The 21,215-nt window shown below is 64.9% G+C and carries 23 protein-coding genes and 1 pseudogene; 7 read left to right on the top strand and 17 right to left on the bottom strand.

Annotation, left to right across the window (positions count from 1 at the left end; all coding sequences use genetic code 11):
• Positions 1-10: 10 nt before the first annotated feature.
• A complete protein-coding gene (locus AC1DQ3_RS18620) occupies positions 11-211 on the bottom strand; it encodes a hypothetical protein (RefSeq protein ID WP_477121632.1) in 201 nt (66 codons plus the stop codon).
• On the opposite strand from AC1DQ3_RS18620, the pseudogene AC1DQ3_RS18615 reads away from it, so the two are divergent.
• From AC1DQ3_RS18615 to AC1DQ3_RS18605, 3 genes and pseudogenes are all read left to right on the top strand, one after another.
• A pseudogene (locus tag AC1DQ3_RS18615) lies at positions 197-528 on the top strand (pyridoxal-phosphate dependent enzyme); the annotation flags it as partial. The gene AC1DQ3_RS18620 and the pseudogene AC1DQ3_RS18615 overlap by 15 nt on opposite strands.
• A gap of 239 nt (positions 529-767) precedes the next feature.
• Positions 768-1,118, top strand: coding sequence for a hypothetical protein (locus tag AC1DQ3_RS18610; protein ID WP_477121631.1), 351 nt, complete (start codon positions 768-770; stop codon positions 1,116-1,118).
• Between the two features lie 99 nt (positions 1,119-1,217).
• Complete coding sequence (locus AC1DQ3_RS18605) at positions 1,218-1,418, top strand: hypothetical protein (protein WP_477121630.1); 201 nt, start codon at positions 1,218-1,220, stop codon at positions 1,416-1,418.
• Positions 1,419-1,476: 58 nt separating this feature from the next.
• On the opposite strand, the gene AC1DQ3_RS18600 is transcribed toward AC1DQ3_RS18605, so the two are convergent.
• From AC1DQ3_RS18600 to AC1DQ3_RS18590, 3 genes are all read right to left on the bottom strand, one after another.
• Positions 1,477-3,984, bottom strand: a complete 2,508-nt coding sequence (locus tag AC1DQ3_RS18600) for a GcvT family protein (protein WP_477121629.1) — start codon at positions 3,982-3,984, stop codon at positions 1,477-1,479.
• A gap of 205 nt (positions 3,985-4,189) precedes the next feature.
• The gene (locus AC1DQ3_RS18595) at positions 4,190-4,621 is read right to left on the bottom strand and encodes a VOC family protein (RefSeq protein ID WP_477121628.1); all 432 of its coding nucleotides are present in this window, start codon (positions 4,619-4,621) and stop codon (positions 4,190-4,192) included.
• Between the two features lie 25 nt (positions 4,622-4,646).
• A complete protein-coding gene (locus AC1DQ3_RS18590) occupies positions 4,647-5,075 on the bottom strand; it encodes a YybH family protein (protein WP_477121627.1) in 429 nt (142 codons plus the stop codon).
• 124 nt (positions 5,076-5,199) lie between these two features.
• On the opposite strand from AC1DQ3_RS18590, the gene AC1DQ3_RS18585 reads away from it, so the two are divergent.
• Positions 5,200-5,952, top strand: a complete 753-nt coding sequence (locus AC1DQ3_RS18585; RefSeq protein WP_477121626.1) for a TetR/AcrR family transcriptional regulator — start codon at positions 5,200-5,202, stop codon at positions 5,950-5,952.
• Positions 5,953-6,060: 108 nt separating this feature from the next.
• Here AC1DQ3_RS18585 and AC1DQ3_RS18580 read toward each other — a convergent pair whose 3' ends face one another.
• On the bottom strand, positions 6,061-6,639 hold the full coding sequence (locus AC1DQ3_RS18580) for an NADPH-dependent FMN reductase (RefSeq protein WP_477121625.1): 579 nt from the start codon (positions 6,637-6,639) through the stop codon (positions 6,061-6,063).
• Between the two features lie 182 nt (positions 6,640-6,821).
• On the opposite strand from AC1DQ3_RS18580, the gene AC1DQ3_RS18575 reads away from it, so the two are divergent.
• On the top strand, positions 6,822-7,826 hold the full coding sequence (locus AC1DQ3_RS18575; protein ID WP_477121624.1) for a LysR family transcriptional regulator: 1,005 nt from the start codon (positions 6,822-6,824) through the stop codon (positions 7,824-7,826).
• A 126-nt stretch (positions 7,827-7,952) separates the two neighbouring features.
• Here AC1DQ3_RS18575 and AC1DQ3_RS18570 read toward each other — a convergent pair whose 3' ends face one another.
• The 3 genes from AC1DQ3_RS18570 to AC1DQ3_RS18560 all read right to left on the bottom strand — a co-directional run bounded on the left by AC1DQ3_RS18570 (position 7,953) and on the right by AC1DQ3_RS18560 (position 11,077).
• Positions 7,953-8,921, bottom strand: a complete 969-nt coding sequence (locus AC1DQ3_RS18570; RefSeq protein WP_477121623.1) for an NAD-dependent epimerase/dehydratase family protein — start codon at positions 8,919-8,921, stop codon at positions 7,953-7,955.
• A 134-nt stretch (positions 8,922-9,055) separates the two neighbouring features.
• Positions 9,056-9,850 (bottom strand): SDR family NAD(P)-dependent oxidoreductase, encoded by a 795-nt coding sequence (locus AC1DQ3_RS18565; protein ID WP_477121622.1) that lies wholly within the window; start codon positions 9,848-9,850, stop codon positions 9,056-9,058.
• Between the two features lie 78 nt (positions 9,851-9,928).
• On the bottom strand, positions 9,929-11,077 hold the full coding sequence (locus AC1DQ3_RS18560) for an alkene reductase (RefSeq protein ID WP_477121621.1): 1,149 nt from the start codon (positions 11,075-11,077) through the stop codon (positions 9,929-9,931).
• Between the two features lie 134 nt (positions 11,078-11,211).
• Here AC1DQ3_RS18560 and AC1DQ3_RS18555 point away from each other — a divergent pair, with 134 nt between their 5' ends.
• A complete protein-coding gene (locus tag AC1DQ3_RS18555) occupies positions 11,212-12,129 on the top strand; it encodes a LysR family transcriptional regulator (protein WP_477121620.1) in 918 nt (305 codons plus the stop codon).
• 115 nt (positions 12,130-12,244) lie between these two features.
• On the opposite strand, the gene AC1DQ3_RS18550 is transcribed toward AC1DQ3_RS18555, so the two are convergent.
• Genes AC1DQ3_RS18550 through andAc form a run of 6 tightly spaced genes read right to left on the bottom strand, consistent with a single transcriptional unit; the run spans position 12,245 to position 17,959 of the window.
• Positions 12,245-13,162: a dioxygenase family protein gene (locus tag AC1DQ3_RS18550; protein ID WP_477121619.1), complete on the bottom strand. Its 918-nt coding sequence runs from the start codon at positions 13,160-13,162 to the stop codon at positions 12,245-12,247.
• Positions 13,163-13,176: 14 nt separating this feature from the next.
• Entirely contained in the window at positions 13,177-14,562 is a 1,386-nt protein-coding gene (locus tag AC1DQ3_RS18545; RefSeq protein WP_477121618.1) for an MFS transporter, read from the bottom strand.
• A 59-nt stretch (positions 14,563-14,621) separates the two neighbouring features.
• Positions 14,622-15,845, bottom strand: a complete 1,224-nt coding sequence (locus AC1DQ3_RS18540; protein WP_477121617.1) for an NAD(P)/FAD-dependent oxidoreductase — start codon at positions 15,843-15,845, stop codon at positions 14,622-14,624.
• Positions 15,846-15,859: 14 nt separating this feature from the next.
• On the bottom strand, positions 15,860-16,192 hold the full coding sequence (gene andAb / locus AC1DQ3_RS18535; RefSeq protein ID WP_477121616.1) for an anthranilate 1,2-dioxygenase ferredoxin subunit AndAb: 333 nt from the start codon (positions 16,190-16,192) through the stop codon (positions 15,860-15,862).
• A gap of 11 nt (positions 16,193-16,203) precedes the next feature.
• Positions 16,204-16,680, bottom strand: coding sequence for an anthranilate 1,2-dioxygenase small subunit AndAd (gene andAd / locus AC1DQ3_RS18530; RefSeq protein ID WP_477121615.1), 477 nt, complete (start codon positions 16,678-16,680; stop codon positions 16,204-16,206).
• A 1-nt stretch (position 16,681) separates the two neighbouring features.
• The gene (gene andAc / locus AC1DQ3_RS18525; RefSeq protein ID WP_477121614.1) at positions 16,682-17,959 is read right to left on the bottom strand and encodes an anthranilate 1,2-dioxygenase large subunit AndAc; all 1,278 of its coding nucleotides are present in this window, start codon (positions 17,957-17,959) and stop codon (positions 16,682-16,684) included.
• A 423-nt stretch (positions 17,960-18,382) separates the two neighbouring features.
• Here andAc and AC1DQ3_RS18520 point away from each other — a divergent pair, with 423 nt between their 5' ends.
• Positions 18,383-19,396, top strand: coding sequence for an AraC family transcriptional regulator (locus AC1DQ3_RS18520; RefSeq protein ID WP_477121613.1), 1,014 nt, complete (start codon positions 18,383-18,385; stop codon positions 19,394-19,396).
• Here the strand turns inward: AC1DQ3_RS18520 and AC1DQ3_RS18515 are convergent.
• From AC1DQ3_RS18515 to AC1DQ3_RS18505, 3 genes are read right to left on the bottom strand one after another with little or no spacing between them, the layout of a single operon-like run.
• On the bottom strand, positions 19,393-19,476 hold the full coding sequence (locus AC1DQ3_RS18515) for a TetR family transcriptional regulator (protein WP_477121722.1): 84 nt from the start codon (positions 19,474-19,476) through the stop codon (positions 19,393-19,395). The two genes, AC1DQ3_RS18520 and AC1DQ3_RS18515, sit on opposite strands and share 4 nt — an antisense overlap.
• A complete protein-coding gene (locus AC1DQ3_RS18510) occupies positions 19,477-19,884 on the bottom strand; it encodes a zinc-binding dehydrogenase (RefSeq protein ID WP_477121612.1) in 408 nt (135 codons plus the stop codon).
• A gap of 36 nt (positions 19,885-19,920) precedes the next feature.
• Positions 19,921-20,850, bottom strand: coding sequence for a LysR family transcriptional regulator (locus AC1DQ3_RS18505; protein ID WP_477121611.1), 930 nt, complete (start codon positions 20,848-20,850; stop codon positions 19,921-19,923).
• Positions 20,851-21,215: the final 365 nt, after the last annotated feature.

Raw genomic sequence — 21,215 nt, 5'->3', positions numbered from 1 at the left:
GCCGCACGGATTATCGGGCGCGCGCCGCCTTTGGCTTCTTGCCGCTGACGTGCCTGACCGACTCGATAAAACGCTGGACGCGTGGCGACCTGCGCGCCGCCGAGTACACAAATTCGATGTCGACGCGCTCGGGCAGGTCGGCCAGCGCGATGAACGCGACCGTCGCAGGCGCATGCAGCTGTGAACTGGCGGGTACCAGGGAGCATCCCATGGCGCGCCGGTGGACCTGCCCGCGATCTCCAGCATCGCGACCTCGCTGGGTGCAAAGCGCCCTTGCGACCAGGCGGTCGCGTGGCCCAGGCGGCATCCCATCATCAGCCAGGTGGTCGCGGACAAGGCCGCGGCCAGCGCATGCCTGCGCTTCCTTGCGGAGCACCGGATCGTGGTGGAGCGGGCTGCGGCGCTGCCCTGGCCGCCCTGGAGCAAAGGCCGGCCGCGTTGATGGCGGCCACGGATGTCCTGGTCGTCGTTTGCGGGGGCGCCGGTGCGACTGCCGAACAGTTGCAGGCCTGGGATCGCGAGGACTGACGCCGGGCCGGAGATTCGCCTTGAGGGGCAGGCTTCGTGTGAAATTTCCGACTGGAAACTAGAAATTTAATTCATCACAGGAATGATTCGCCGTGGCTACACTGTGGTCTGTACCGCGCTGTTGATCGCGCCGGTGCAGATCAAAAAAGGCGAAACAGACGACATGCGGGACGCAGATCCGCCTATCCCGCTCCACCACAGGTGGAAAGTGCCGCCAAATCCTGGAATCAGGCAGCATCATGAACAAGAAGCTCTTCACGAACCTCGTTTCCGCAGCAGCCCTTGGCTTCTGCATACTGGCATCGACGCAAGCCAGCGCGGCGGGTCCGAACGATAACACCAGCGCCAGCGACAAGCACGGCTACGTACTGCACAACGGCAAGCGCGACCCGTTCACCGACGGCGCACGCGTCAACGACCGCCGCGACCCGTTCATCGACGGTGCGCGCGCCATCGACCGCCGCGACGCGTTCACCGACGGCGCGCATGGCGGGGCATCCGCCACGCTGGAACTCGCAGGCCGCGACCTGACCGGTGTCTCGGCTTCGCCGGCGCGCAACGCGGCAGCCGACAGCCAGGCCAGCGCCTGATAAAGCGCTGGCCGGTCCGTCCCCGGGTTCCCTCGCCCGGGCGCGGACCGGCAAATACCAAGATCCTCCCATTGCATTTTTCCTATCTCAACACAAATCATGAAACCCATCATGCTGGCGCTGCTTAGCGTCACCGCCCTCGCTTGCTCGCTGCCGGCCTTCGCCGGTCCGGACTGGACCGTCATCGAGCGCGCGCGCGCCCAGAAGCAGGCGCAAGCGAAGCAACAAGCGCAGATCGCCTGCGCGCTGCAGTCCAATCAAGCGGCGGCTGCTCCCGCCGCCGACGGCAAGGCAAGCTGAGTATTGCCCCGGGTGCCGGCATCGCCAGCGGTTCACCGGGGAGCGCGTTTGCCATGCCTCACGCCTTGACCTTGGCGCTGGACGGGTCGTAGGGCGCGCGCAAATGCACGCTGGCAGGCAGCAGTTCGCCGGCCAGGTCGACGTGGTACATGCCGGCGGTGATCCAATCCGCATTGGCCTCGCCATCTTCGCGCTGCAGCAGCGCCATGCCCACCGGGCAACCCAGCGTATGGCCGAAGGCTGCCGAGGCGATGAATCCGGCCGGGCGCACCGTGCCGTCCGGATCCGTGCGCAGCACCGCCTCGCCGCCCCACAGCATGGCGTGGCTGGCACCGTCCAGCGTCACCACGGCCACGCGGCGCTTTACCTGGCCCGCGCCGCCCGCCGCGCGCAGCTTCAGCAGCGCTTCGCGGCCACGGAACGGGATAGGCTTGTCCAGCTTGCAGGTGAAGGACAGCCCGGCCTCGAACGGGTTGATATCGGTGGTCAGCTCGCGGCTCCAGGCGCGGTAGCCTTTTTCGAGGCGCAGCGATTCGATGGCGTAGTAGCCGGCGTTGGCCAGGCCGAAGGGTTTGCCCGCCGCGTGCAAGGTCTCGTAGACGCCCACGGCGAATTCCACCGGCACATACAGCTCCCAGCCCAGTTCGCCCACATACGTCAGCCGCGTCGCGCGCGCGGTGGCATAGCCCAGGTCGATCTCGCGCGAGCTGCCGAAGGGGAAGGCCTCGTTGGAGAAGTCCGCGCGCGACACGCTGCGCAGCAGCTCGCGCGAGCGCGGGCCCATTACCGCCAGCACCGCGTACTGCCCGGTGACGTCGACAATGGCGCAGCGCCGGGCGGCGGGAATCAACCGTTCGATGTAGTTGAAATCGCGCGTGGTCTGGGCCGAGCCAGTCACCAGCAGGTACTGGTCGTGTGCCAGCCGCGTCACGGTGAGATCCGATTCATAGGTGCCGCGTTCGTTGAGCATCGCCGTGTAGACCGTCTGCCCCGACGGCACGGCCACGTCGTTGCTCATCAACTGCTGCAGCACGGCTTCGGCATCGGCGCCCTTGACGATGTACTTGGAAAAGGAGCTCATGTCGAACAGCGCCACGCCCTCGCGGCAGGCGCGATGCTCGGCGCCGCTCCATGGCAGCCAGTTCTGCTGGCCGAACGAATACTGGATTTCGGGCTTCTCCCCGGCGGGCGCGAAGAAGTTCGGCCGCTCCCAGCCCATCTTGCTGCCGAAGTTGGCGCGGGCCTCGCGCAGGTGGGCGTACAGCGGCGAGCGGCGGAAGGGCCGGGCGGTATCGAGTTCGCGATTCGGCCAGGGCATGGCATAGTGCAGGCCCAGGGTCTCCTTGACGCGGTCGTGCAGCCAGCTGTCGTTGCCGTTGAAGCCCGCAAAGCGGCGGATGTCGACCGGCCACAGGTCCATGGTGGGCTCGCCCGCCACGATCCATTCGGCCAGCGCCATGCCGGCGCCGCCGGCCGAGGCGATGCCCATGGAATTGAAGCCCGCGCCGACGTAGAAGTTGCGCAGCCCGGGCGCTTCGCCCAGCATGAAGTTGTTGTCCGGCGTGAACGACTCGGGGCCGTTGTAGAACTGCTTGACCTGGGCCGTTTCCAGCGCCGGCACGCGCTGCAGCGCGTTCTGCATCAGGATCTCGAACTGGTCCCAGTCGTCGGGCAGGAGCTGGAACTCGAAGGGCTCGGGAATGCCTTGCATGCCCCATGGCTTGGCGTTGGGCTCGAAGCCGCCCATCACCAGTCCGCCCACTTCTTCCTTGAAGTAGATAAAGCCGTCCGGGTCGCGCATCACCGGCAGGTCGGGGTGCACGCCGGCAATGCGGTCGGTAACGATGTAGTAATGCTCGGCCGAATGCAGTGGCACGGTCACGCCGCACAAGCGGCCCACCTGCCTGGCCCACTGACCCGCGCAATTCACCACGATCTCCGCGCCGATGGTGCCGGCCGCGCCTGCCTTGTCCTGCCAGCTCACGCCGCTGGCGCGGCCGTCCTGCGTATGGATCGCCGTGACCTTGGTGTCCTGCACGATGAGCGCACCGCGGCTGCGGGCGCCGCGCGCCAGCGCCTGGGTGAGATCGGTGGGATTGGCCTTGCCGTCACCCGGCAGCCACACCGCGCCGTGCAGGTCGTCGGTGCGCATCACCGGCCACAGTTCGCCGGCCTGGCGTGGCGAGATCACCTCGCAATCCACGCCATAGGCGCGTGCCACCGCCGCCGTGCGCTTGAGCTGGGTCATGCGCTCGGCGGTGCGTGCCACCGACAGCGAGCCGCACTGCTTCCAGCCGGTGCCCAGGCCGGTCTCGGCCTCGAGTTCGCTGTACAGGCGCGTCGAATAACGGATCAGCCTGGTCATGCTCTCCTGCGCGCGCAACTGCCCCACCAGCCCGGCCGCATGCCAGGTGGTGCCGCACGAGAGCTGGCCCTGTTCAAGGAGCACCACGTCTTTCCAGCCCAGCCTGGTGAGGTGATAGGCCACGCTGCAGCCAATGATGCCGCCGCCGATGATGACGACGCGGGCGTGCTCCGGGATCGGGCGGCGGGAAGACGGGGACATAGGGGCACCTGAGGAGAAGGCGCCCCGGAAGGCGCTGGGTTTGTTTGCCTCAGTTTGCTAATAAAAAACACAAAATGCAACATGTGAGCGCGCGAGTCGACGCCGGGCGTGTCGGCGAGAAGGGATATGCCGGGAGGGGAAGCCCGCCCGGCGGCAAAGCCGTCAGGCGGGAAGCGTGCCGTTGCTGAAACGGGCGGCGCGGCGCTCAGGACTCCATGACGATGACCATCCACGACAAGCCGAAGCGGTCGGTCGTCATGCCGAAGCGCGGCGAGTAGAACGTCTTGGCAAGCGGCATCAGCACCTGGCCGCCCTCGGCCAGGGCGTTGAACACGCGGTCGGCGGTGGGGATATCGGGTACGGTGATCGACAGCGAGAAGCCCTGGAAGTCGGGCTTGCCCGTGCAGCGGCCATCGGAAAGCATCACCGTGGTCTCGCCAATGCGCATGGACATATGCATGATCTTTTCTTCGCTGCCGGCCGCAGGTGCGCAGGCGCCCTCGGGCGGAGCCGACTCCGGCGGGGGCGCTTCCTTGAAGCGCATCATCATCAGCACTTCGGCACCCAGCGTGCGCTTGTAGAACTCGGCCGCTTCCTCGCAGCGGCCTTCGAAGAACAGATAGGGTTGGACTAGCATCTTGTCTCCTTTCAACGCTTTCACGTTAGGGGTTGAAACGCATCGGCACCGATGCGTGCTCATGCACTACCAGCCATCGGCCGCCGATCTTGCGAAAACAGACGGTGGCGCGCACCCAGGCTTCCAGGGGAGCGCCGCCCTTGGGGGTGCTGGTGACCCGGCTGACGCTATGGCAAAAGGCGAGGTCGTCGCCCGCGCTCAGGTGCATCCCGGTCATCTCGAAGCCGGGCGGGCCTTCTAGGCTGTCGAACCACTGCTGCCAGCGCTGGCGGTACGGCGCCACGCCGCAGGATTGCACGGGCGGTACGACGTCGAAGATGACCGCGTCTTCAGCATAGTTGCGCAACATGGCAACGGCGTCTTTTGCGCGCACGGCGTTCACCCAGGCGTCGACCAGGGCGCGGACTTCCATTTCGCTGCCCTGGTGAGACATGGGTGGAGAGGAATTCACCATCTTTGCTCCTTTGGACATGGGGAACCGAAGCGGCCACGCGGGCGCGGCTTTGATTCCGCAAATCCTTGTGTACACTGTCCACTAACATAGTAAAGAAAATGGATGCTGTCCACATGGAGAAGAAATGACTAGCGCAAAGGGCACTTCGCGCATCGCGAGTGCCGCGCAAGGCGGTGATGCCGGCGGCACCGAAGGATCGCAGGCGTCCGCGCCGTCCGCCGGCCCGCCGGCGCGCAGCACCTATCGGCACGGCGATCTGCGGCGCGCGCTGCTGGATGCGGGCATGGAACTGGCGCGCGACGGCGGGCCGGATGCGGTGGTGCTGCGCGAGGCCACCCGGCGCGCCGGGGTCGTGCCCAATGCCGCGTACCGTCACTTCGCCAGCCGGCAGGCCCTGTTGCAAGCGGTGCGCTCCGCCGCGCTGGCGGCGCTGGCCGTGGCCATCGAGACGGAATTCACCGCGCTGGACACCACCGCCCCGGCCGCGGACTTTGCGCGCGCCAGCTTGCGTGCGGTCGGCACCGGCTATCTGCGTTTCGCCCTGTCCGAGCCGGGCCTGTTCCGTACGGCGTTCTCGGTGCCGGATGAGCAGGAAGGCGTGCCGGTGCCCGACAAAGCAGGCGAAAGCGGCCTGAACCCGTATCAGTTGCTGGGCGCGGCACTTGACCGGATGACGGCTGCCGGGGTGCTGCCAGCCGCGCGTCGGCCCGGTGCCGAATACCTGGCGTGGTCCGCCGTGCATGGCTTGTCCATGCTGATCATCGACGGGCCGCTGCGCATGGTGGCGATGGTGCCGGGGCAGGCGGACGCGATCGGGCAGCGGCTGCTGGATATGGTGGAGCAAGGCCTGCAGGAGGCCGCCGGGTCGCCGCGCTAGCTGGCCGCGACCGGTCGGGCCGGGTTGTTGCCGAGCCATGGCGCCAGTTGCGCCACGCCCCGGACGACCGTTACATGGCTAGCGGAGATCGCCTGCCATTGACCGATGTCACGACCGATCGCGCGCCGTCCTGAGCGCTTCGGTCCACCACAACAGATCGTCAATCAGCACCCCCGCAGGGCCATCAAGCCCGGCCAATCCTGCATCGACATCGCCACCCTGGAAGTGCGCCCAGAGCGTCGCGGCGGGAATGTGCACCGACGAGCGAACCGGGGCGAGCTGCAGCTCGATCGCGTTCTCGCGTAGCTGCTGAACGCTGCGGACGCCGCCGGCACCGCCATAGCTCACGAACGCAGCCGCTTTGCGGTTCCACTCCGGGTACACCCAGTCGATCGCGTTCTTGAGCACGGCCGCAGGGCCGAAGTTGTATTCGGCGGTGACGAAGACGAAGCCGTCCGACTGTGCGATCGCCTCCGTCCAGCGCCGGACGATCTCGTTCTCGTAAGGAGGACGTCCCGGCATGGCTGGCGGAACGGGCTGGTCGAAGAATGGCATCGGGAAGTCGCGCAGGTCGAGCAGCCGCGCATTGACGTCACGCTGCTCGAGGTGACGAAGAATCCAGCGCGCCGGCTTTTCCGAGAAGCGGCCTTCGCGGGTACTTCCGACGATGACGGAAATGATGGTCATGTAGTGCTCCTGATTGGTTGACGAAGGAGGGTTCCAGATCGGGCTCGTTCAGGCGGTAGCGTGTCAATGCGTCACAAGGCTTGCCGCGCCAGGACGAAAACATGGCTGGAATAGTAAGCAGCGACGGATTCGATTACCAGACGGTAGAATGGGATGCACTCGTGCAGATTTGGATGTAATCGATGATGGATCTGAATGACATCGCGCTCTTCGTGCACGTCGTGCGCGCGGGAAGCTTCGCCGAGGCCGGCCGACGCCTCGGCATACCGCCCAGCACCGGCAGTCGACGAATCCAGCAGCTCGAGCGCAGGCTCGGCGTCCGACTGATGCAACGTTCGACACGGCGGCTGGCGCTCACGGATGCCGGGCAATCGTTCTTCGCGCAGTGCGCCGAACAGGTCGACGCGCTGACGCAGTCAGCACAGCAACTGGTCGACGCCAGCGAGTCGCCCACGGGCAGGGTCCGGGTCGCCGCGCCCGTAGATTTCTTCAACTGGTTCCCGATCGACCTGGTCGCCAGTTTTCTGGCGGAGCATCCGGGAGTGCGCCTGGAATTCGAGCTGAACGACGCGCGGGCCGATCTGCTCGGCGACGCCATCGACGTGGCGATCCGGGCAGGCAGGATGGACGAGCCGACGCTGGTTGCGCGGCAGATCGGCTCGAGCCGATCGACGATGATAGCGAGCCCGGCGTATCTCGCGGCGCACGGCACGCCAGGATCGCCGGAAGCGCTTGCCGGGCATGTCTGCATCACACAGCCGGCCCGTGGCGGGGCGTCGGTCACCTGGCGGCTCGATGGTCCGGATGGAAGTGCGGAGTTCCCGGTCAGCGGCCGTTTCCAGGCCAACACGATCCAGGCACAACTCGGCGCGGCCGTCGCAGGGCTGGGCATCGCTCTGCTTCCGGCATTGGCCACGGCCGCTCATGTTCAGCAAGGCCAGTTGCAGGAAGTATTGCCCGGCCACGGCGTGGAAGATATGGGTGTGTATTTTGTCTACCTCAGTCGAAGACAAGTGCCTCGTGCAGTGAGCGCCTTCACCGAGTTCGCGATGGCGACAATGCTCAAACGCGGGATGATCGTTCCTGCGTTGGCGCCCAAGTCCCCCAAGTCCCCCAAGTCCCCCAAGTCCCCCAAGGGTGTCGAGCCGGCCGGAATCGGGCGCTCGGATCGGCGGCGCCGATCGTAACCCGCGATCGGCGTTGGCAGGACGGCGGCGAAGCGCACCTGCGGCGCCAGGCTCGCGAAAAAGACATGCCGAATTCGTGCTGATGCGCCCCATGCATCGCTCCGTCCTGGCGCGGCCGCAACGAACTCAGGCGGCATACGAGCCGAACGCGACGTCGTGCAGGATGTCCCTGCGCGTCGGCGACCAGCCCAGCAGACTTTGTGTTTTTTTCGATGACATGCGCTTGTTCAACGAAAGACTGACGCCGACCGGTCCGCCAGCGGCGTACATTTCATCGAGCCGGAAACTTGCCGTTTGATCACCGCCTCCGATCATGCGGCTGACGGCCGCGGCGAGATCCCGCTGGCTCACTTCACCGGCCACGCCGTGCAGCACCGCGCCCGCAGGCGCGCGTTCGACCGCGAGACAATACAGTTCGGCGAGATCATCGACATGAACGTATCCCTGCAGCGTGCCGCCGGACCCGAGGTGGGGAGCAACGCCTTGAGCGCGGGCCATCCGGATGAGGGCGGGCAAGTCGTAGCTGCCGCCGTTTCCATAGACGAGGCCCGGACGCATCACGATGCCGCGGATACCCGAGGCGTTCGCGACTTCCTTCTCCGTCTCGACGCGTGCGCCCATGGCCGCACTGAACACTTCGGTCAGCTCAGGCGGCACATCTGCCGATGCGGGGGCGAAGACCGCGGGCGGCAACGGCAGGCTCACATCTTCATCGAATACGTCTCGCGTCGCCTCGCCGCCATTGACGATGCCAAGGACCGCCGAGCCGCTGGTGAAGATCAGGGTCTTGCCCGATCCCTTGGCAGCGCCAATCATGGCCCGAATCGCATCCCGATCCTGCGCGAACGTTTCAGCGCTGCCGGCCAGTGAGCCGATGCTTGCCGTACTGACGATCGTATCGAATCCGCTGGCCGCTCTGATCAGGCTCGCGTTGTCGGTAAAGTCGCCGGCAACAGGGGTGATTCCGGCCAGGCGCAGCCGCCCGGCGGAGTCTTCCGATCGCGCGAGGCCGAAGACCTCGTGTCCGCGTTCGACGAGCGCCTTGGCGGCGGCGCCACCGATATAGCCGGTCGCTCCGGTCACGAGAATCTTCATTGCGTTTCTCCTTGACGTGTCGGCGTTCTTTCCTGATGTTTCATATCCATATCCATATCCATATCCATATCCATATCCAGTTGCTTTGAGATTGAATGCCCGCGGTTGCGCAAATCGCCGAGTGCATTCAGCCTTCAGCGTTGCAGCCCCATTTTTCCAGTGGCCATCGCTGCGAGGCGTACAACGAGCGTTCGCGGAAACAATCGCGACAACCAGGTGGCCGCTCGCACGCTTGTCCGCCCCGGGTAGGCGACCGCTTTCCTTCGATCGAAGGCCTTGAGTGTTTTTTGAACGACCGATTCCGAGCTGTCCATGTCCTTGGGCGACACGTCGGTCGACACGCCGTCAAAGAAGCTCGTTGCCGTTGGCCCCGGGCAAGCTGCCGTCACATGAACGCCCGTGCCAGCGAGTTCATACTGCAGCGCCTCGCTGAAGAAAAGGACAAACGCCTTGGTTGCAGCGTAGGTGGCCATATAGGGGAGCGGTTGAAAGCTTGCGTTGGACGCCAGGTTGATGATGCCGCCTCTGCCTCGCTTCGTCATTCCGCTGCCAAGCAGGTGGGTAAGCGCGACCAGCGCTTGAACGTTCACCTGGATCTCCGACTGTACCTTCGCGAAATCCTGCGAGAGGAAGCTGCCGGTCAGTCCAAGCCCCGCATTGTTGACCAGCAGGTCTACCTGGATGCCGCTGCGCTGGAGTTCCTCACCGATCCGGTTGGCGGCGTCGGGATCGGCCAGGTCGGCGTTGAGCGGAAGGCACTGCACACCGTATTTGTCGGTAAGTGCTTCCGCCAAGGCACGCAAGGCGTCACCAGACCGGGCCACCAGCACCAGGTTCATGCCTCGTGCGGCAAGTGTCGCCGCGAAGACCTTCCCTAGTCCTTTTGATGCGCCTGTAATCAGGGCGGTCGAGCCACGATAAACAAACATTTTCTCTTCCTTGTGTCGAGATGAACCTGCATTGGCGACCCACCCTGGATGGCCTGGTCACGTTGCGGCCGGCGGCACTCACGAAAGGCTGACGGCGTCCACGGCCCTGGCGGCAATAACCCCTCCCGGCGAAGCGGGATGGTCGGTATAGCCTCGCTCGCCCCCGCCGAACAGCGTGCTGCCGTCGAAGGTAGCCAGCGGCAGGCCATCGGCAAGGCGGCGCGGTAAGTCCGGGTTGGCCACAAACGGGCGGCCGAAGGCAACCAGGTCGGCGTAGCCCCTGGACAGGACCCATTGGGCGCGCGCCTCGTCGTAGTTGCCGGCCACGATGATCGGCCGCGTGAACCGTGCGCGGATGGCCTGGCGAAATGCCTCGGTGAATTGCGGCGCATCGTCCCAGTCCGCCTCGACCAGATGCAGATAGGCAATGCCGCGTGCCTGCAGAAATTCGGCGGCTTCGAGAATGGTCGGCAGGATGTCGGGACAGGCCATGCCACGCGCGGTCAGGAACGGGGCGAGGCGGATGGCGGTGCGATCGGCTCCGGCCTCGTCCGCTACGGCGTTGACGACTTCCTTGAGAAAGCGCAGGCGGTTCTCCCGCGTACCGCCGTACTCGTCGGAGCGGACGTTCGACGTCGTACGCAGGAACTGGTCGATAAGGTAGCCGTTGGCGCCGTGGATCTCGACACCGTCGAAGCCCGCATCCATGGCATTGCGGGCGGCCTGGCGGAAATCCGCCACCACGCCGCTGATCTCGTCGCGCGTCAGTGCACGCGGGGTCGGGCTGGCGACCATGGCGCCGACGCCCGTGGCCGGGTCGACCTTCCAGATCTGGCCTTCGAACGGGACTGCGGAGGGCGCCACCGGCAGCTCGCCGTTGTGAAAGTCCGGGTGGGACATGCGGCCCACGTGCCAGAGCTGCAGGAAGATCCGGCCGCCGGCGGCATGGACCGCGTCTGTCACCAGTCGCCATCCGGCGACCTGCTCGGGGCTGTAGATGCCGGGGGTGAATGAATAGCCCTTGCCTTGGGGCGAGATCTGGGTGGCCTCGGTTACGATCAGCGCGGCGCCGGCACGCTGGGCGTAGTAGCGGGCGTTCATCGCGTTGGGTACGTCACCGGGCTGGGTGCTGCGCGCACGCGTCATGGGCGCCATGACGACGCGGTGAGCAAGGGTGTGCCCGGCAATGACGGCCGGCGTGAAAAGTGGCGAGGCGGTTGTCGACATGATGGCGGATCTCCGGGCTTGGTTGGCGATAGGGATTCGATCGCCGATTGCTGATGTGGCACATTGTGCAAACTCCGGTGCGTTTTGATAATTGGCCTATGATTTGAATCATCTTCAAAAGAAACGGAAATATCGTGGAGAACCTCGGTGACATCCGCCTTTTTGTCGAGGCGGCAAGCCTGGGCGGGCTGTCGGCCGCGGGACGCAAGCTGGGACTTTCTCCTGCGGCGGCGAGCGCACGTCTTGTCAAACTGGAGGCGACCCTGAATACGCGGCTCTTCGAGCGCACGACGCGCCAGTTGCGGCTCACGGACGAGGGACAAACGTATCTGCTCCATTGCCAGCAGGCGCTTCAGGCCCTGGAGGATGGCCATGCAGCGCTACAGGCCGGCCGGAGCGCCGTGCGCGGGAAGGTGCGGATCTCGGCGACATCGGATTTCGGTCGTCACGTCCTCAAGAACTGGCTTGACGAGTTCAACGCGCAATATCCGGATGTGACATTCGCCCTGGTGTTGTCCGATTCGTTGTCGAACTTGCTGCTCGACGATATCGACCTTGCCATCCGCTTTGGCGTGCCCCCGGATAGCTCGCTCATCGCGCGGCGCCTCGCGCCCAATCGGCGCGTGCTCTGTGCGTCGCCTGGGTATGTGGCGGCGCATGGGGCGCCCGAGCAACCACGGGATCTGGCGCGATTCGACTGCATCGTACTGGGAACGGCAGCCGGGCTTGCGAACGATTGGCGGTTCACGCGCGGCGGCAAGGTCGAGACCTACACCGTGCCCCTTGCAGATTCCCGGGAGACGAATGACGGTGCGCTCGCCCGCGAGTGGGCGGTGGCGGGTTACGGCATAGCGATGAAATCCGTATGGGACATCGGCACTGATCTGCGCGCGGGAACATTGAAGATTCTGATGCCGGAGTGGCGGTCCCCGGATGTTCCGGTGCATGCGCTGTATCACCGTAGCCGGTACATGGCGCCGCGCGTCCGGGCGCTACTCGATTTCCTGTTGGAGCGCTTTTCCGCGGTATCGCGTGACCTTGCGGTTTATTGAGTGCGCGCCATGCATCAGCAGGAGCAGGTTGCGCCATGCGCGGCGGGGCGCAGGGGGCTGCGCCCGCGGCATCATGACGATGCCGCCCCGCCACGGCGATTCGCGCGATCAGCGATCAGAGCGCTGTCGTATCGTATCGGCTCGCGGCAATCATTTCGTCTTCGCGCAGCGCGTCCTGTAGCGCAAAGTCGAAACGCACATGCGTGAACGGGCCTGTTACGCCAAGCGACGCAAACTCCGTCGAGCTTTCCACCTTGGCGAGCGACACCACGAGGCCGTCGCGGGTGGCGAAGGCGAAGTCGTCATCCAGGAAGGTGTCTCCGGGGATGTTGACCTGCGTGGTCAGCGCGCGCTTGCCGCTACCCGAGACCAGGAAGTGAATGTGGGCGGGCCGGTTGCCGTGCCGTCCAAGCAGGTCGAACAACTCGGAAACCGGGCTGGCCGGCGGAATCGCGTAGCCTGGCGGCAGGAAGCTGCGGAAGCGATAATTGCCCTCGGCGTCGGTCTCGATCCGGCGGCGCAGGTTGTAGTCGGGCTGGTCGGGATCGAAATGCGAGTAGCGTCCGAGTTCGTTGCAATGCCACACGTCGACAATGGCGTGCGGCACCGGCTTGCCGTCGAGGCCCAGCACGCGGCCTTCCATCACCAGCACTTCGCCTTTTCCTTCGTGGCCTTCATCCAGGCGGACTTCGCGCACGGCCAGCGGCGCGCCGGCCACGTACAGCGGCCCTTCGATGGCGCGCGGCGTGCCATTCTCACGCGCTTCGGCCTGGTCGGCTTCTTCTGCCAGGATATCCAGCAGCCGGTCGAAGCCCAGGCCTGCCGTGACTAGCCCGACCAAATTGGATTCGCCCAGGCGGGTCAGCCATTTCATGGCCGACCAGAACTCGGTGGGGGTGACCTTGAAGTCCTCGATGGTATGGAACAGATCGGTGACGATGCGCGCGGTGACAGCGCGGACGCGCTCGTCGCCAGCGCTGACCTGGCTGGAATTTACCAGCGCCAGAAGCTGGGAAGTGGTGTACTCGGCCATGATGTACGGTCTCCTTAGACTTTGGAATTTGCGGGGGGGTGAGAAATATTGAGAATCGCGTCGGTGCCGGCGGCATTGCCTTTCTCCGTGGCCGCCGACGCCGATCGTGCGTGGTTGATCATCAGCACGGCGGCTGCCGCGACGACGCCGGGCACCGCGATGGACATGAAGTTCTGCTCCAGCGGCAGCCCGAAGCCGACCAGCATGCCAATCACGATCGGCGCCAGGATGGCGCCGCCACGGCCGACGCCCAGGGTCCAGCCAATCCCCGTGGCGCGGATGGCAATGGGATAGAACTGGCCCGCATAGGCGCAGCCGACGATCTGCGTACCAATGGTCGACGCGCCTGCAAGTCCGACTAGTACATACAGCAGGCCGGTCGGTACCTGGTGGCCCAGCATGGTGATCGATACGGCGGCCAGCAGGTACATGCCCGCCAGGACATACTTGATGTGGAACTTGTCGGCCAGCCATCCGCCGCCAATCGCGCCGATCATGCCGCCGAGGTTGAGCACCAGCACGAAGGTCAAGGCGGAGCCAAGGCTGTAGCCCGCGCTCGCCATGAGCTTGGCCAGCCACGAACTGAGCGCGTAGACCATGAAAAGGCACATGAAGCACGACAGCCAGAACATCAGTGTGCTCAGGCCGCGCCCCTCCCTGAAGAGCTGGCGGATGGGTGCCCCTGCGGCTACGTCCGCGCCTGTAACCACGAAGCGGTCGTCGGTGCGCGGGACGTAGTCAGGGTCGATCCGCCCGGCCAGCCGCCTCAACTCGTCACTGCGGTTGCGCCGTATCAGGAACGCCACCGATTCCGGCATCGACTTGAGGATAAGGGGGATCAGCAGCACGGGAAGTCCGGCGGCGATGAATACGGACTGCCATCCATAGGTCTCGATCAGACCCTTGCCTAGCAGGGCCGCGAGCATGCCCCCGATCGAGTAGCCGCTGAACATCAACGTCACCATCGTGCTGCGCACGCGCTGCGGTGCATACTCAGTCATCTGCGCGATCACGTTTGGCATGACGCCGCCGATGCCAAGGCCGGCCAGGAAGCGCGCCGCGCCGAACGAGAGCGGGTCTGTACACAGCCCCGCGACGGCGGTGAAGACGCTGAACAGCGCGATGCAGATCGTGATCGCCCAACGCCTGCCGATCTTGTCGGCGATGGTGCCGAGGAAGATGTTGCCGAACATCATGCCGAACAGCGCCGAGCTGACCAGCAGGCCGGCCTGCGTCGGATCGATCGCCATCTGCTTCATGATCGACGGCAAGGCAATGCCGACCACGGCCAGATCATAGCCGTCGAAAACGATGATCAATGCGCACCAGATCAGCACGCCGTAATGGAAGGTATTGAGCCTGGCGCCGCTGGCCAGTTTCTGTATATCGATTTGTCGCATAGTCTCCTCTCTGTGGTTCTGTGGTCCTGTCTTTCTATCGTTCGGTCTTTTTATCGTTGTCAGAGCTTGGCCAGTGGCACGCTTTCATCAGCCAGGCTGTCCGCACTGACAAGCGTGCGTCTCTCGATCAGGCGGCGTGCAAAGCGCAGGTCGCGGGCTGCGTTGCCGCCCAGTGCGGCCACCACCCGTTCGCCTTCCAGGTAGAAGAAGATGAAGCTCCCCGCCGCCGGCAGGCCGCGTACGACCAGTCGATGGGATGGCGATGGCACCCCGTAGATCTGCAGGTTCACGCCGTATTGATCGGACCAGAACCACGGCAAGGGGTCGTAGTGCACGCCAAGGCCGAGCACCGACTTTGCCGCCGCGATCCCCTGTTCCTGGGCGTTCTGCCACGACTCGAGCCGCATGTTGCGCGCGGCCCAGCCGTTGCGCGCGACCGCGAGATCTCCGGCGGCGAACACATCGGGATCGCTGGTCTGGCACTGTGCGTCGACCAACACGCCGCCGTCGCATTGCAGTCCGGCCGCGCGGGCCAGATCGTCGTTGGGAACCAGGCCGATGCCCACCACCGCGACGTCGCAGACGATCTCGCGGCCATCGGTCAACATGACCATGAGGGCGCCGTCTGCCATGCGCGCGAAGCTGGCGACATTGGCCGCCAACAGCACCTTGGTGCCGTGTGCCGTGTGCAGGTCAAGCAGCCGCTCCGACAGCGCGGCCGGTACGCTACGCTCGCATAGCCGGTGCATCGCCTCGATCACGGTCGCTTGCGCGCCGCGCGTACGCGCGGTAGCGGCCACTTCCAGGCCGATCCAGCCACCGCCGACAACGGCAACGCGGGCGCCGGGGCGCAGCGCGGGCGCCAGGCGCAGGGCATCGTCAATCGTGCGCAGCGCATGCACGCCCGGCAGATCCGCACCGGGAACGTCGAGCGCGCGGGCACGGCCGCCGGTACACAGCACAAGCCTGCTGTAGCCAATGGAGCGCCCGTCCGAGAGTGTGATCAGCTTTGCCGCGCGGTCCAGCCGGGCGACGCGCGTGCTCCCCAGCCATTCGATCGATAGCGTGGCCATCGTCTCGGCGCTCAGCAAATGCACGCTTTCCGGCGTTGCCTCGCCCGAAAGTACCGCCTTGGACAGCGGCGGGCGCTCATAGGGAGGATGCGCCTCGTCGCCGATCAGCACGATCCTGCCCGTGAAGCCTTCGTCGCGCAGCGTGCGCGCCGCCCAGCTTCCAGCCTGGCCGGCACCGATGACGACGATGGTGGTGAGGTTAGTATTCATGGCACTCCAGGCGCTCAGGCGGACGCTACGAGTTGCGGCAGGACCTGGATCTGCACCCGGCCGTCCGCCACGCGCAGGGGAAAGGTCTGGACCGGCTTCACGCACGGCGCCTTGCGCGCTTCGCCGGTACGGAGGTCGAACAAGCCCTGATGAAGCGGGCACTCGACGCAGCCGTCTTCGACAAAGCCTTCCGACAATGGCACGCGCTCGTGCGTGCACAGGTCGTGCAGCGCGAAAAGCTCCTCGCCCACTCGGAACACCGCGACCGGCAAGCCTGCCGCCATGACCGCGCGCGGCTCGTCCTCGATGAATTCGTCGGCCGTGCCGACGTCATGCCATGTACTCATGGGAACTGCTCCTAGATCGGTGTAGCGAGAAGGGTCTGGACACGCGAGGTGTCATAGATGACCCGCTTTTCCTTGTAGCGCCACGCGCCGTCCTGCCTGACGACGGTGTCGCGATAGCAGCCCGCCTGGTACACGACGCTCTCGCCGGCCGCGCCGGTATTGACGACGATATAGCTCGACTGCGTGCGAATTTCCTGGTCGCTCATCGACTCGATCACCAGGCCGCCGAGCGCGTGGCGATAGGCATGTGCTTCAAAGATGTTTGCGTGGCGCAGCGCGACGATGCGGTCGCGCATCATCATCTGGTTGCGGCAGTGGATCACCGGCGCCGGCAGGCCGCGGTCGGCGTTCTCGCGCGAGATGATCGTGTACGTGCCATCCTCCGTGAAGAAGCCCGGCCAGGCCTCGAGCAGGTTGTTGTCGATCGCGTGAACGTAGCGGCTTTGCAGCTCGCTCAGCTCCCACCAGATCTGCAGGTTCTTTTCCATCTCAGTACCCCATCGCCCGCTGATATCCCGCCCAGAAGCGGCGAATCAGGTTTTCGGTGATATTGCTGTTGGTCTGCTCGGGCGCATCCAGGCCCATGCCCATATAGGAAGTCTTGTCGCCATCCCGGACGGTGCCACGCTGCACCAGTTCGGTGGCTTCGGTATCCTCCATCGAGATAAAGCCCGCCGGCCCGACGAGGTTGGCCTGCAGAAGCCGCAGGTCGCGCATCTCCGGGGTGTCGTCCTCGTAGCCGAAGTAGTGAAACACCAGCTCGAAGTTACCCGGACCCTTCGGCAGCAACTGGCGGGCAACCAGCGTGTTGTGAATCTGCTGGATGACCAGTTGCGGGAAGAGCGGCTGGATATGGTTGGTGCAGTCCTCTTCGAACTCGGAGATCTGCCCCAGCACGTAGGGATCCTCGAGCGCGAAGCCGTCCTGCATGGAGCGGATCTTCTGGTCGTTGTATGCCGCCGCGGTATTGGTGTCGACCTTCGGCTTGGTCACCGTGATGAGGCTGTGCAGGCCGTGCGTTGCATCCGGAATGGAGCGCGCGCTCATGCCGACACGGAAAATGTTGAACGTGGTGTGGAACAGATGCAGCAGGCTCGCGTGATATGGATCCTTTACGTTTTCCAGATAGAGCTTCCAGTTCGACTTTGAATACTGGCGCGTGCAACCCAGATACACGATGGGCTTGTGGAAGACGCGGTCCACCCAGGGACGCATCTCGGCACCCAGGTATTCGGGCAGTGGCGGCGTCTCTTCGCTGAAGGTGGCAAAAAGCAGGCCCTTGTACTCTTCGACGCGCAGCTTCTGCAGGCCGTGTGCCTTGGTGTCGAAGGCCTTTGCCATGCCGACGAGCGTGACCTCGCCTTGCTTCTGGCCGCGGCGGAACGGCACCCCCTGCAGGTCGCCCTCGCAAGAGTAGTTCCACTGGTGATAGACGCAGGTATGCGACTGCGCATTCCCATATTTCTCGCGGCAGACCATGGCGCCGCGATGCGCGCAGCGATTGACCCAGCAAGCGAACCCGTTGGCGGTGCGCGTTACCACCACCGGCGTATCGCCGACAAAGGTACTCTTGAAATCATTGAGGGCGGGAATCTCGCAGGCCAGGGCAACGAAGCTCCAGTACGGCCCGCGATAGATGCGCTCCTGCTCCCGGTCGTAGACCTCCTGCGAACTGAAGACGCTGTAAGGGACGCAGGAGCCGTCCGTCTGGGGGAAGAACACCTGCCGGCTGGCGGCGCTCGCGGCGAGCTGTGGCGAGTCTGACATCGCTGTCTCCGTGAAGTTATGTGTGTGATCGGATGGAGACAGTGTAGAAATCCGCCGTGCCGCGGACTATCCGGAAATGGTGAACTTGTGGCGCGGGAAAGTCCGCTTCTTGCAGTTCGCGGCGGGATTATCCGAAAACGGCAGCGATGCTGCCGGCGCCTATCCCATTCCGGCAGCGCTGCGTTGCAGCTTCGCACGGGCACTACTGCTGTTGCGGGCGCTGTGGCAAGATAGGGCGCATTGGAGGGACGACCGACCCCTGGTTAATGAATCCGGGTCTGATGTAGCGGTTCCAGGATGAAAGGCGCTCCGGTCCTCGTGTACGCTATTCGGCGCTACAGCGAATGCGACAAGGCAGCGCTGCGGCGCTAGCGCCTTATGCGGCGCATGGAAACTGACGTAAAGTCAGAATGGGGACAAAAGATGCCACTCTCGCCGCGGACCCCCGCCCTGTCGGCCTTGTACAGGAATCCGCTCTTCCGCTCGGATGTGCACGTCGAAGCGCACGAGCAGGTCGCCCGCGAGCTCGCCGACCATGTCCTGCGCTGGAAACCCGGCACGCCGGATGCCGCGATGTTCAAGGGCGAACTCGACCGCCTGAAAACCTACGCGCTACGCTATGGCGCCGAAGTCGAAGTCTCGGCACGCCCGTTCGATAATTTTGCGCTGGTCCATACCTCCCTGCAGGGCGGCGCCGAGATCGAATGCGATGGGCATCGCCTCTGGGTTGCGGAAGGACGCACTGCCGTGCTCGCGCCGAAGGAACGCATTCGCCTGCGCTGGAGCCCTGGCAACCAGCAGATGATCGTGAGGGTTCCGCACAGCCTGCTGCGCGAGGCCATGGCATGCGAAGAAGACAAAGGCATTGACCTGGTGCCGGGCTACCTGCTGCCGCGCGCGCTCGAAGCGCACTGGGAACTGCTCGCGCATTCGATGCTGAACCTGCTCCCGCCCGCCGGCGACGCAGCCGCCCATGCCAAGTGGGTAGACCACTTCGAGCGGCACCTGGCGTTGTTCCTGCTGCTGCACCAGCCCGCCGAAGTTGCCCCGTTGACTGCCTCTCGTGACCACGCCGGGCTGCCAGGCGAGACAGTCGATGCCCACGCGAGCCGGGGTACGCGCCAGATGGATGCCGTCATGGCATACATCGAGTCCCACCTCTGCGCGCCGGTTTCGCTCGAGGATCTGGCCAGCATTGCCAGAGTGAGTTGCCGCACGTTGAATACCCTATGCCATCGCCACACCGGCATCGCACCGATGGAACTGTTGCGCAACGCGCGCCTGGACGCCGTGCGCACGCGGCTGCTACTCGATCCCGGCGCCAGCATCACGGAGACCGCGATGGCGTATGGGTTCGGGCATCTGGGTCGCTTCGCAGCCTACTACGCGGCACGCTTCAATGAACTGCCGAGCGACACCCAGAGGCGTCGAGACTAGGCTGCCAACGCATCCCTGGAGCCGAAGCGAGCGTAGAGCGCACCATGCGTTAATCCTGCCTCGCGCGCTCCCGCCTGCATCTATGGCCTGAGGACGACGGCGCCGATCACCCCACGGCTTTCAAGCATGCGGTGTGCGCGGCTTGCTTCGACGAGCGGGATCTGTTCGGCGATCCGGATGCTGATGTTTCCGGCTGCCACGTGGTCGACCAGGAAACGAAGGCCTTCGTGTGTTCTCCTGGCATCAGGGTAGAGGACAGGAAGGTAGAAGCCAGTGAGACTTTGGCATCTGGTCATCAGGCGACGTGGTTCGACAGGTTTTCCGGGGCCACGGGCCGATCCAAAGACGACGCAACGTCCGAAGTCGGCCAGGCATTCGAAATTCTGTTCGAACACGTCCCCGCCGATTGACTCCAGCAATACATCCACCCCACGGCCGTCCGTAGCCTGCCGTACCTGACTGGGCCAGTCCGACTTCCTCGCGCGCAATGCCGGTCAAGTTGGGGTGAGCGACAAGATCAATACTCAGTCGGCAGCGCTCCCGGTCCGCTGGCCCACCGCCTGCTCAAAAAAATGCAGCAGGGCCTGCACGCGGGCGGTGCGGCCCTTGCGCGTCGGAACAAGAAGCGTGACGGGCGCACTGTCGAATTGCCAGTCCGCCAGCACGCGCACCAGTGCGCCGCTAGCGATCGCGTCAGCGGCATCCCATTCCGACCGCAGAACCAATCCCATGCCTTTTTCCGCCCAGTGGCGTGCGACGCTTCCATCGTTGGTGGTATAGGCCGGTGCGACGCGAAGCGTCTCACCGGGGTTCGGGCCCCGGTCGGCCTTGGCCGATGCCTTGCGGAAATGCCACAGGGTCACGTCCTCATCGTTTTCGCGGATGCAGATGCAAGCGTGCGTCAGCAGATCGCGCGGCACCCGGGGCACCCCGTGCGTGCTCAGGTAGCCTGGGCTGGCGCACAGCCAGCGCTCATTGGATGCCAGCGTCCGGGCAATCCAGGATGATTCCTTGACTGTGCCGACGTGGACTACCGCATCCGCGTCGTGGCGGTCCGGCCATGGCGTCTCCCGCAGGTCAAGTTGCAGCCGTAGCCCAGGATGGAGTCGCGCGAAGCGCGCGAGCAGCGGTGCGATGCGCTGGCGGCCATAGCCAAAGGGGGCGGAGATTCGGAGGATTCCAGTCAGTTGCCGGTCATCGCGCTGGAAGGACTCGGGCAGCGACTCCAACTGCCGTAGCAGCAGTTCGGCTTCGTGTGCGAAGCGCTCGCCTTCCGGGGTCAGGCTGAGGCGATGCGCGGTTCGCGTGGCAAGTGCAAGTCCGAGCGTTGTCTCAAGTTTGCGCAGGCGCATGGACAGCGCGGGCGGGGTGACGTCGAGCGCGCGCGCCGCGGCGCTGAGCGATGGCGCCCGCGCCAGCGCGGCCACAAGTTGCAGGTCCTCGATGCGGATCATTCAATTCAGCTTAACAATTGATTTCCAGACATTTAACCATGGAGACGACTTGGCTGACTACAGTGGCTACTAGCGCACCGGTATCACATCACCGCGCGCTGACGCCGCGACAGGGTGACAGAGTGCTTGGCGCCTGACCAGGCGCGCATTCCGTGCCCCGACCAGCCTGCAGCCGATACTCCGGGAAAGCATTCAGGAGGAACCATGAAATTCRAWCGCCACACTCACTGTTCCCTCGGAAATCGCCTCAAGCGATTCACCACCGCTTTCGCTGCTTTTGCCTTTGGTGCGGCCTGCAGTCTCACCTCGTCCGTCCAGGCGGCGGAGGACCCATGGCCCCATAAGCCAGTCACCGTGATCGTCCC

It is taken from the genome of Cupriavidus sp. 01T418, from assembly GCF_056398885.1.
The sequence above is the reverse complement of the archived record's forward strand: the minus strand, read 5'-3'. Positions and strand labels throughout refer to the sequence as shown.

Coding starts and splice junctions, on each gene's coding strand:
- AC1DQ3_RS18585 (WP_477121626.1), top strand. CDS start 5,200: ATGACTAGCGCAAAGGGCACTTCGCGCATCGCGAGTGCCGCGCAAGGC.
- AC1DQ3_RS18575 (WP_477121624.1), top strand. CDS start 6,822: ATGATGGATCTGAATGACATCGCGCTCTTCGTGCACGTCGTGCGCGCG.
- AC1DQ3_RS18560 (WP_477121621.1), bottom strand. CDS start 11,077: ATGTCGACAACCGCCTCGCCACTTTTCACGCCGGCCGTCATTGCCGGG.
- AC1DQ3_RS18610 (WP_477121631.1), top strand. CDS start 768: ATGAACAAGAAGCTCTTCACGAACCTCGTTTCCGCAGCAGCCCTTGGC.
- AC1DQ3_RS18540 (WP_477121617.1), bottom strand. CDS start 15,845: ATGAATACTAACCTCACCACCATCGTCGTCATCGGTGCCGGCCAGGCT.
- AC1DQ3_RS18515 (WP_477121722.1), bottom strand. CDS start 19,476: ATGCAGGCGGGAGCGCGCGAGGCAGGATTAACGCATGGTGCGCTCTAC.
- AC1DQ3_RS18550 (WP_477121619.1), bottom strand. CDS start 13,162: ATGGCCGAGTACACCACTTCCCAGCTTCTGGCGCTGGTAAATTCCAGC.
- AC1DQ3_RS18520 (WP_477121613.1), top strand. CDS start 18,383: ATGCCACTCTCGCCGCGGACCCCCGCCCTGTCGGCCTTGTACAGGAAT.
- andAb (WP_477121616.1), bottom strand. CDS start 16,192: ATGAGTACATGGCATGACGTCGGCACGGCCGACGAATTCATCGAGGAC.
- AC1DQ3_RS18580 (WP_477121625.1), bottom strand. CDS start 6,639: ATGACCATCATTTCCGTCATCGTCGGAAGTACCCGCGAAGGCCGCTTC.
- AC1DQ3_RS18565 (WP_477121622.1), bottom strand. CDS start 9,850: ATGTTTGTTTATCGTGGCTCGACCGCCCTGATTACAGGCGCATCAAAA.
- AC1DQ3_RS18505 (WP_477121611.1), bottom strand. CDS start 20,850: ATGATCCGCATCGAGGACCTGCAACTTGTGGCCGCGCTGGCGCGGGCG.
- AC1DQ3_RS18600 (WP_477121629.1), bottom strand. CDS start 3,984: ATGTCCCCGTCTTCCCGCCGCCCGATCCCGGAGCACGCCCGCGTCGTC.
- andAc (WP_477121614.1), bottom strand. CDS start 17,959: ATGTCAGACTCGCCACAGCTCGCCGCGAGCGCCGCCAGCCGGCAGGTG.
- AC1DQ3_RS18620 (WP_477121632.1), bottom strand. CDS start 211: ATGGGATGCTCCCTGGTACCCGCCAGTTCACAGCTGCATGCGCCTGCG.
- AC1DQ3_RS18595 (WP_477121628.1), bottom strand. CDS start 4,621: ATGCTAGTCCAACCCTATCTGTTCTTCGAAGGCCGCTGCGAGGAAGCG.
- AC1DQ3_RS18570 (WP_477121623.1), bottom strand. CDS start 8,921: ATGAAGATTCTCGTGACCGGAGCGACCGGCTATATCGGTGGCGCCGCC.
- andAd (WP_477121615.1), bottom strand. CDS start 16,680: ATGGAAAAGAACCTGCAGATCTGGTGGGAGCTGAGCGAGCTGCAAAGC.
- AC1DQ3_RS18545 (WP_477121618.1), bottom strand. CDS start 14,562: ATGCGACAAATCGATATACAGAAACTGGCCAGCGGCGCCAGGCTCAAT.
- AC1DQ3_RS18590 (WP_477121627.1), bottom strand. CDS start 5,075: ATGGTGAATTCCTCTCCACCCATGTCTCACCAGGGCAGCGAAATGGAA.
- AC1DQ3_RS18605 (WP_477121630.1), top strand. CDS start 1,218: ATGAAACCCATCATGCTGGCGCTGCTTAGCGTCACCGCCCTCGCTTGC.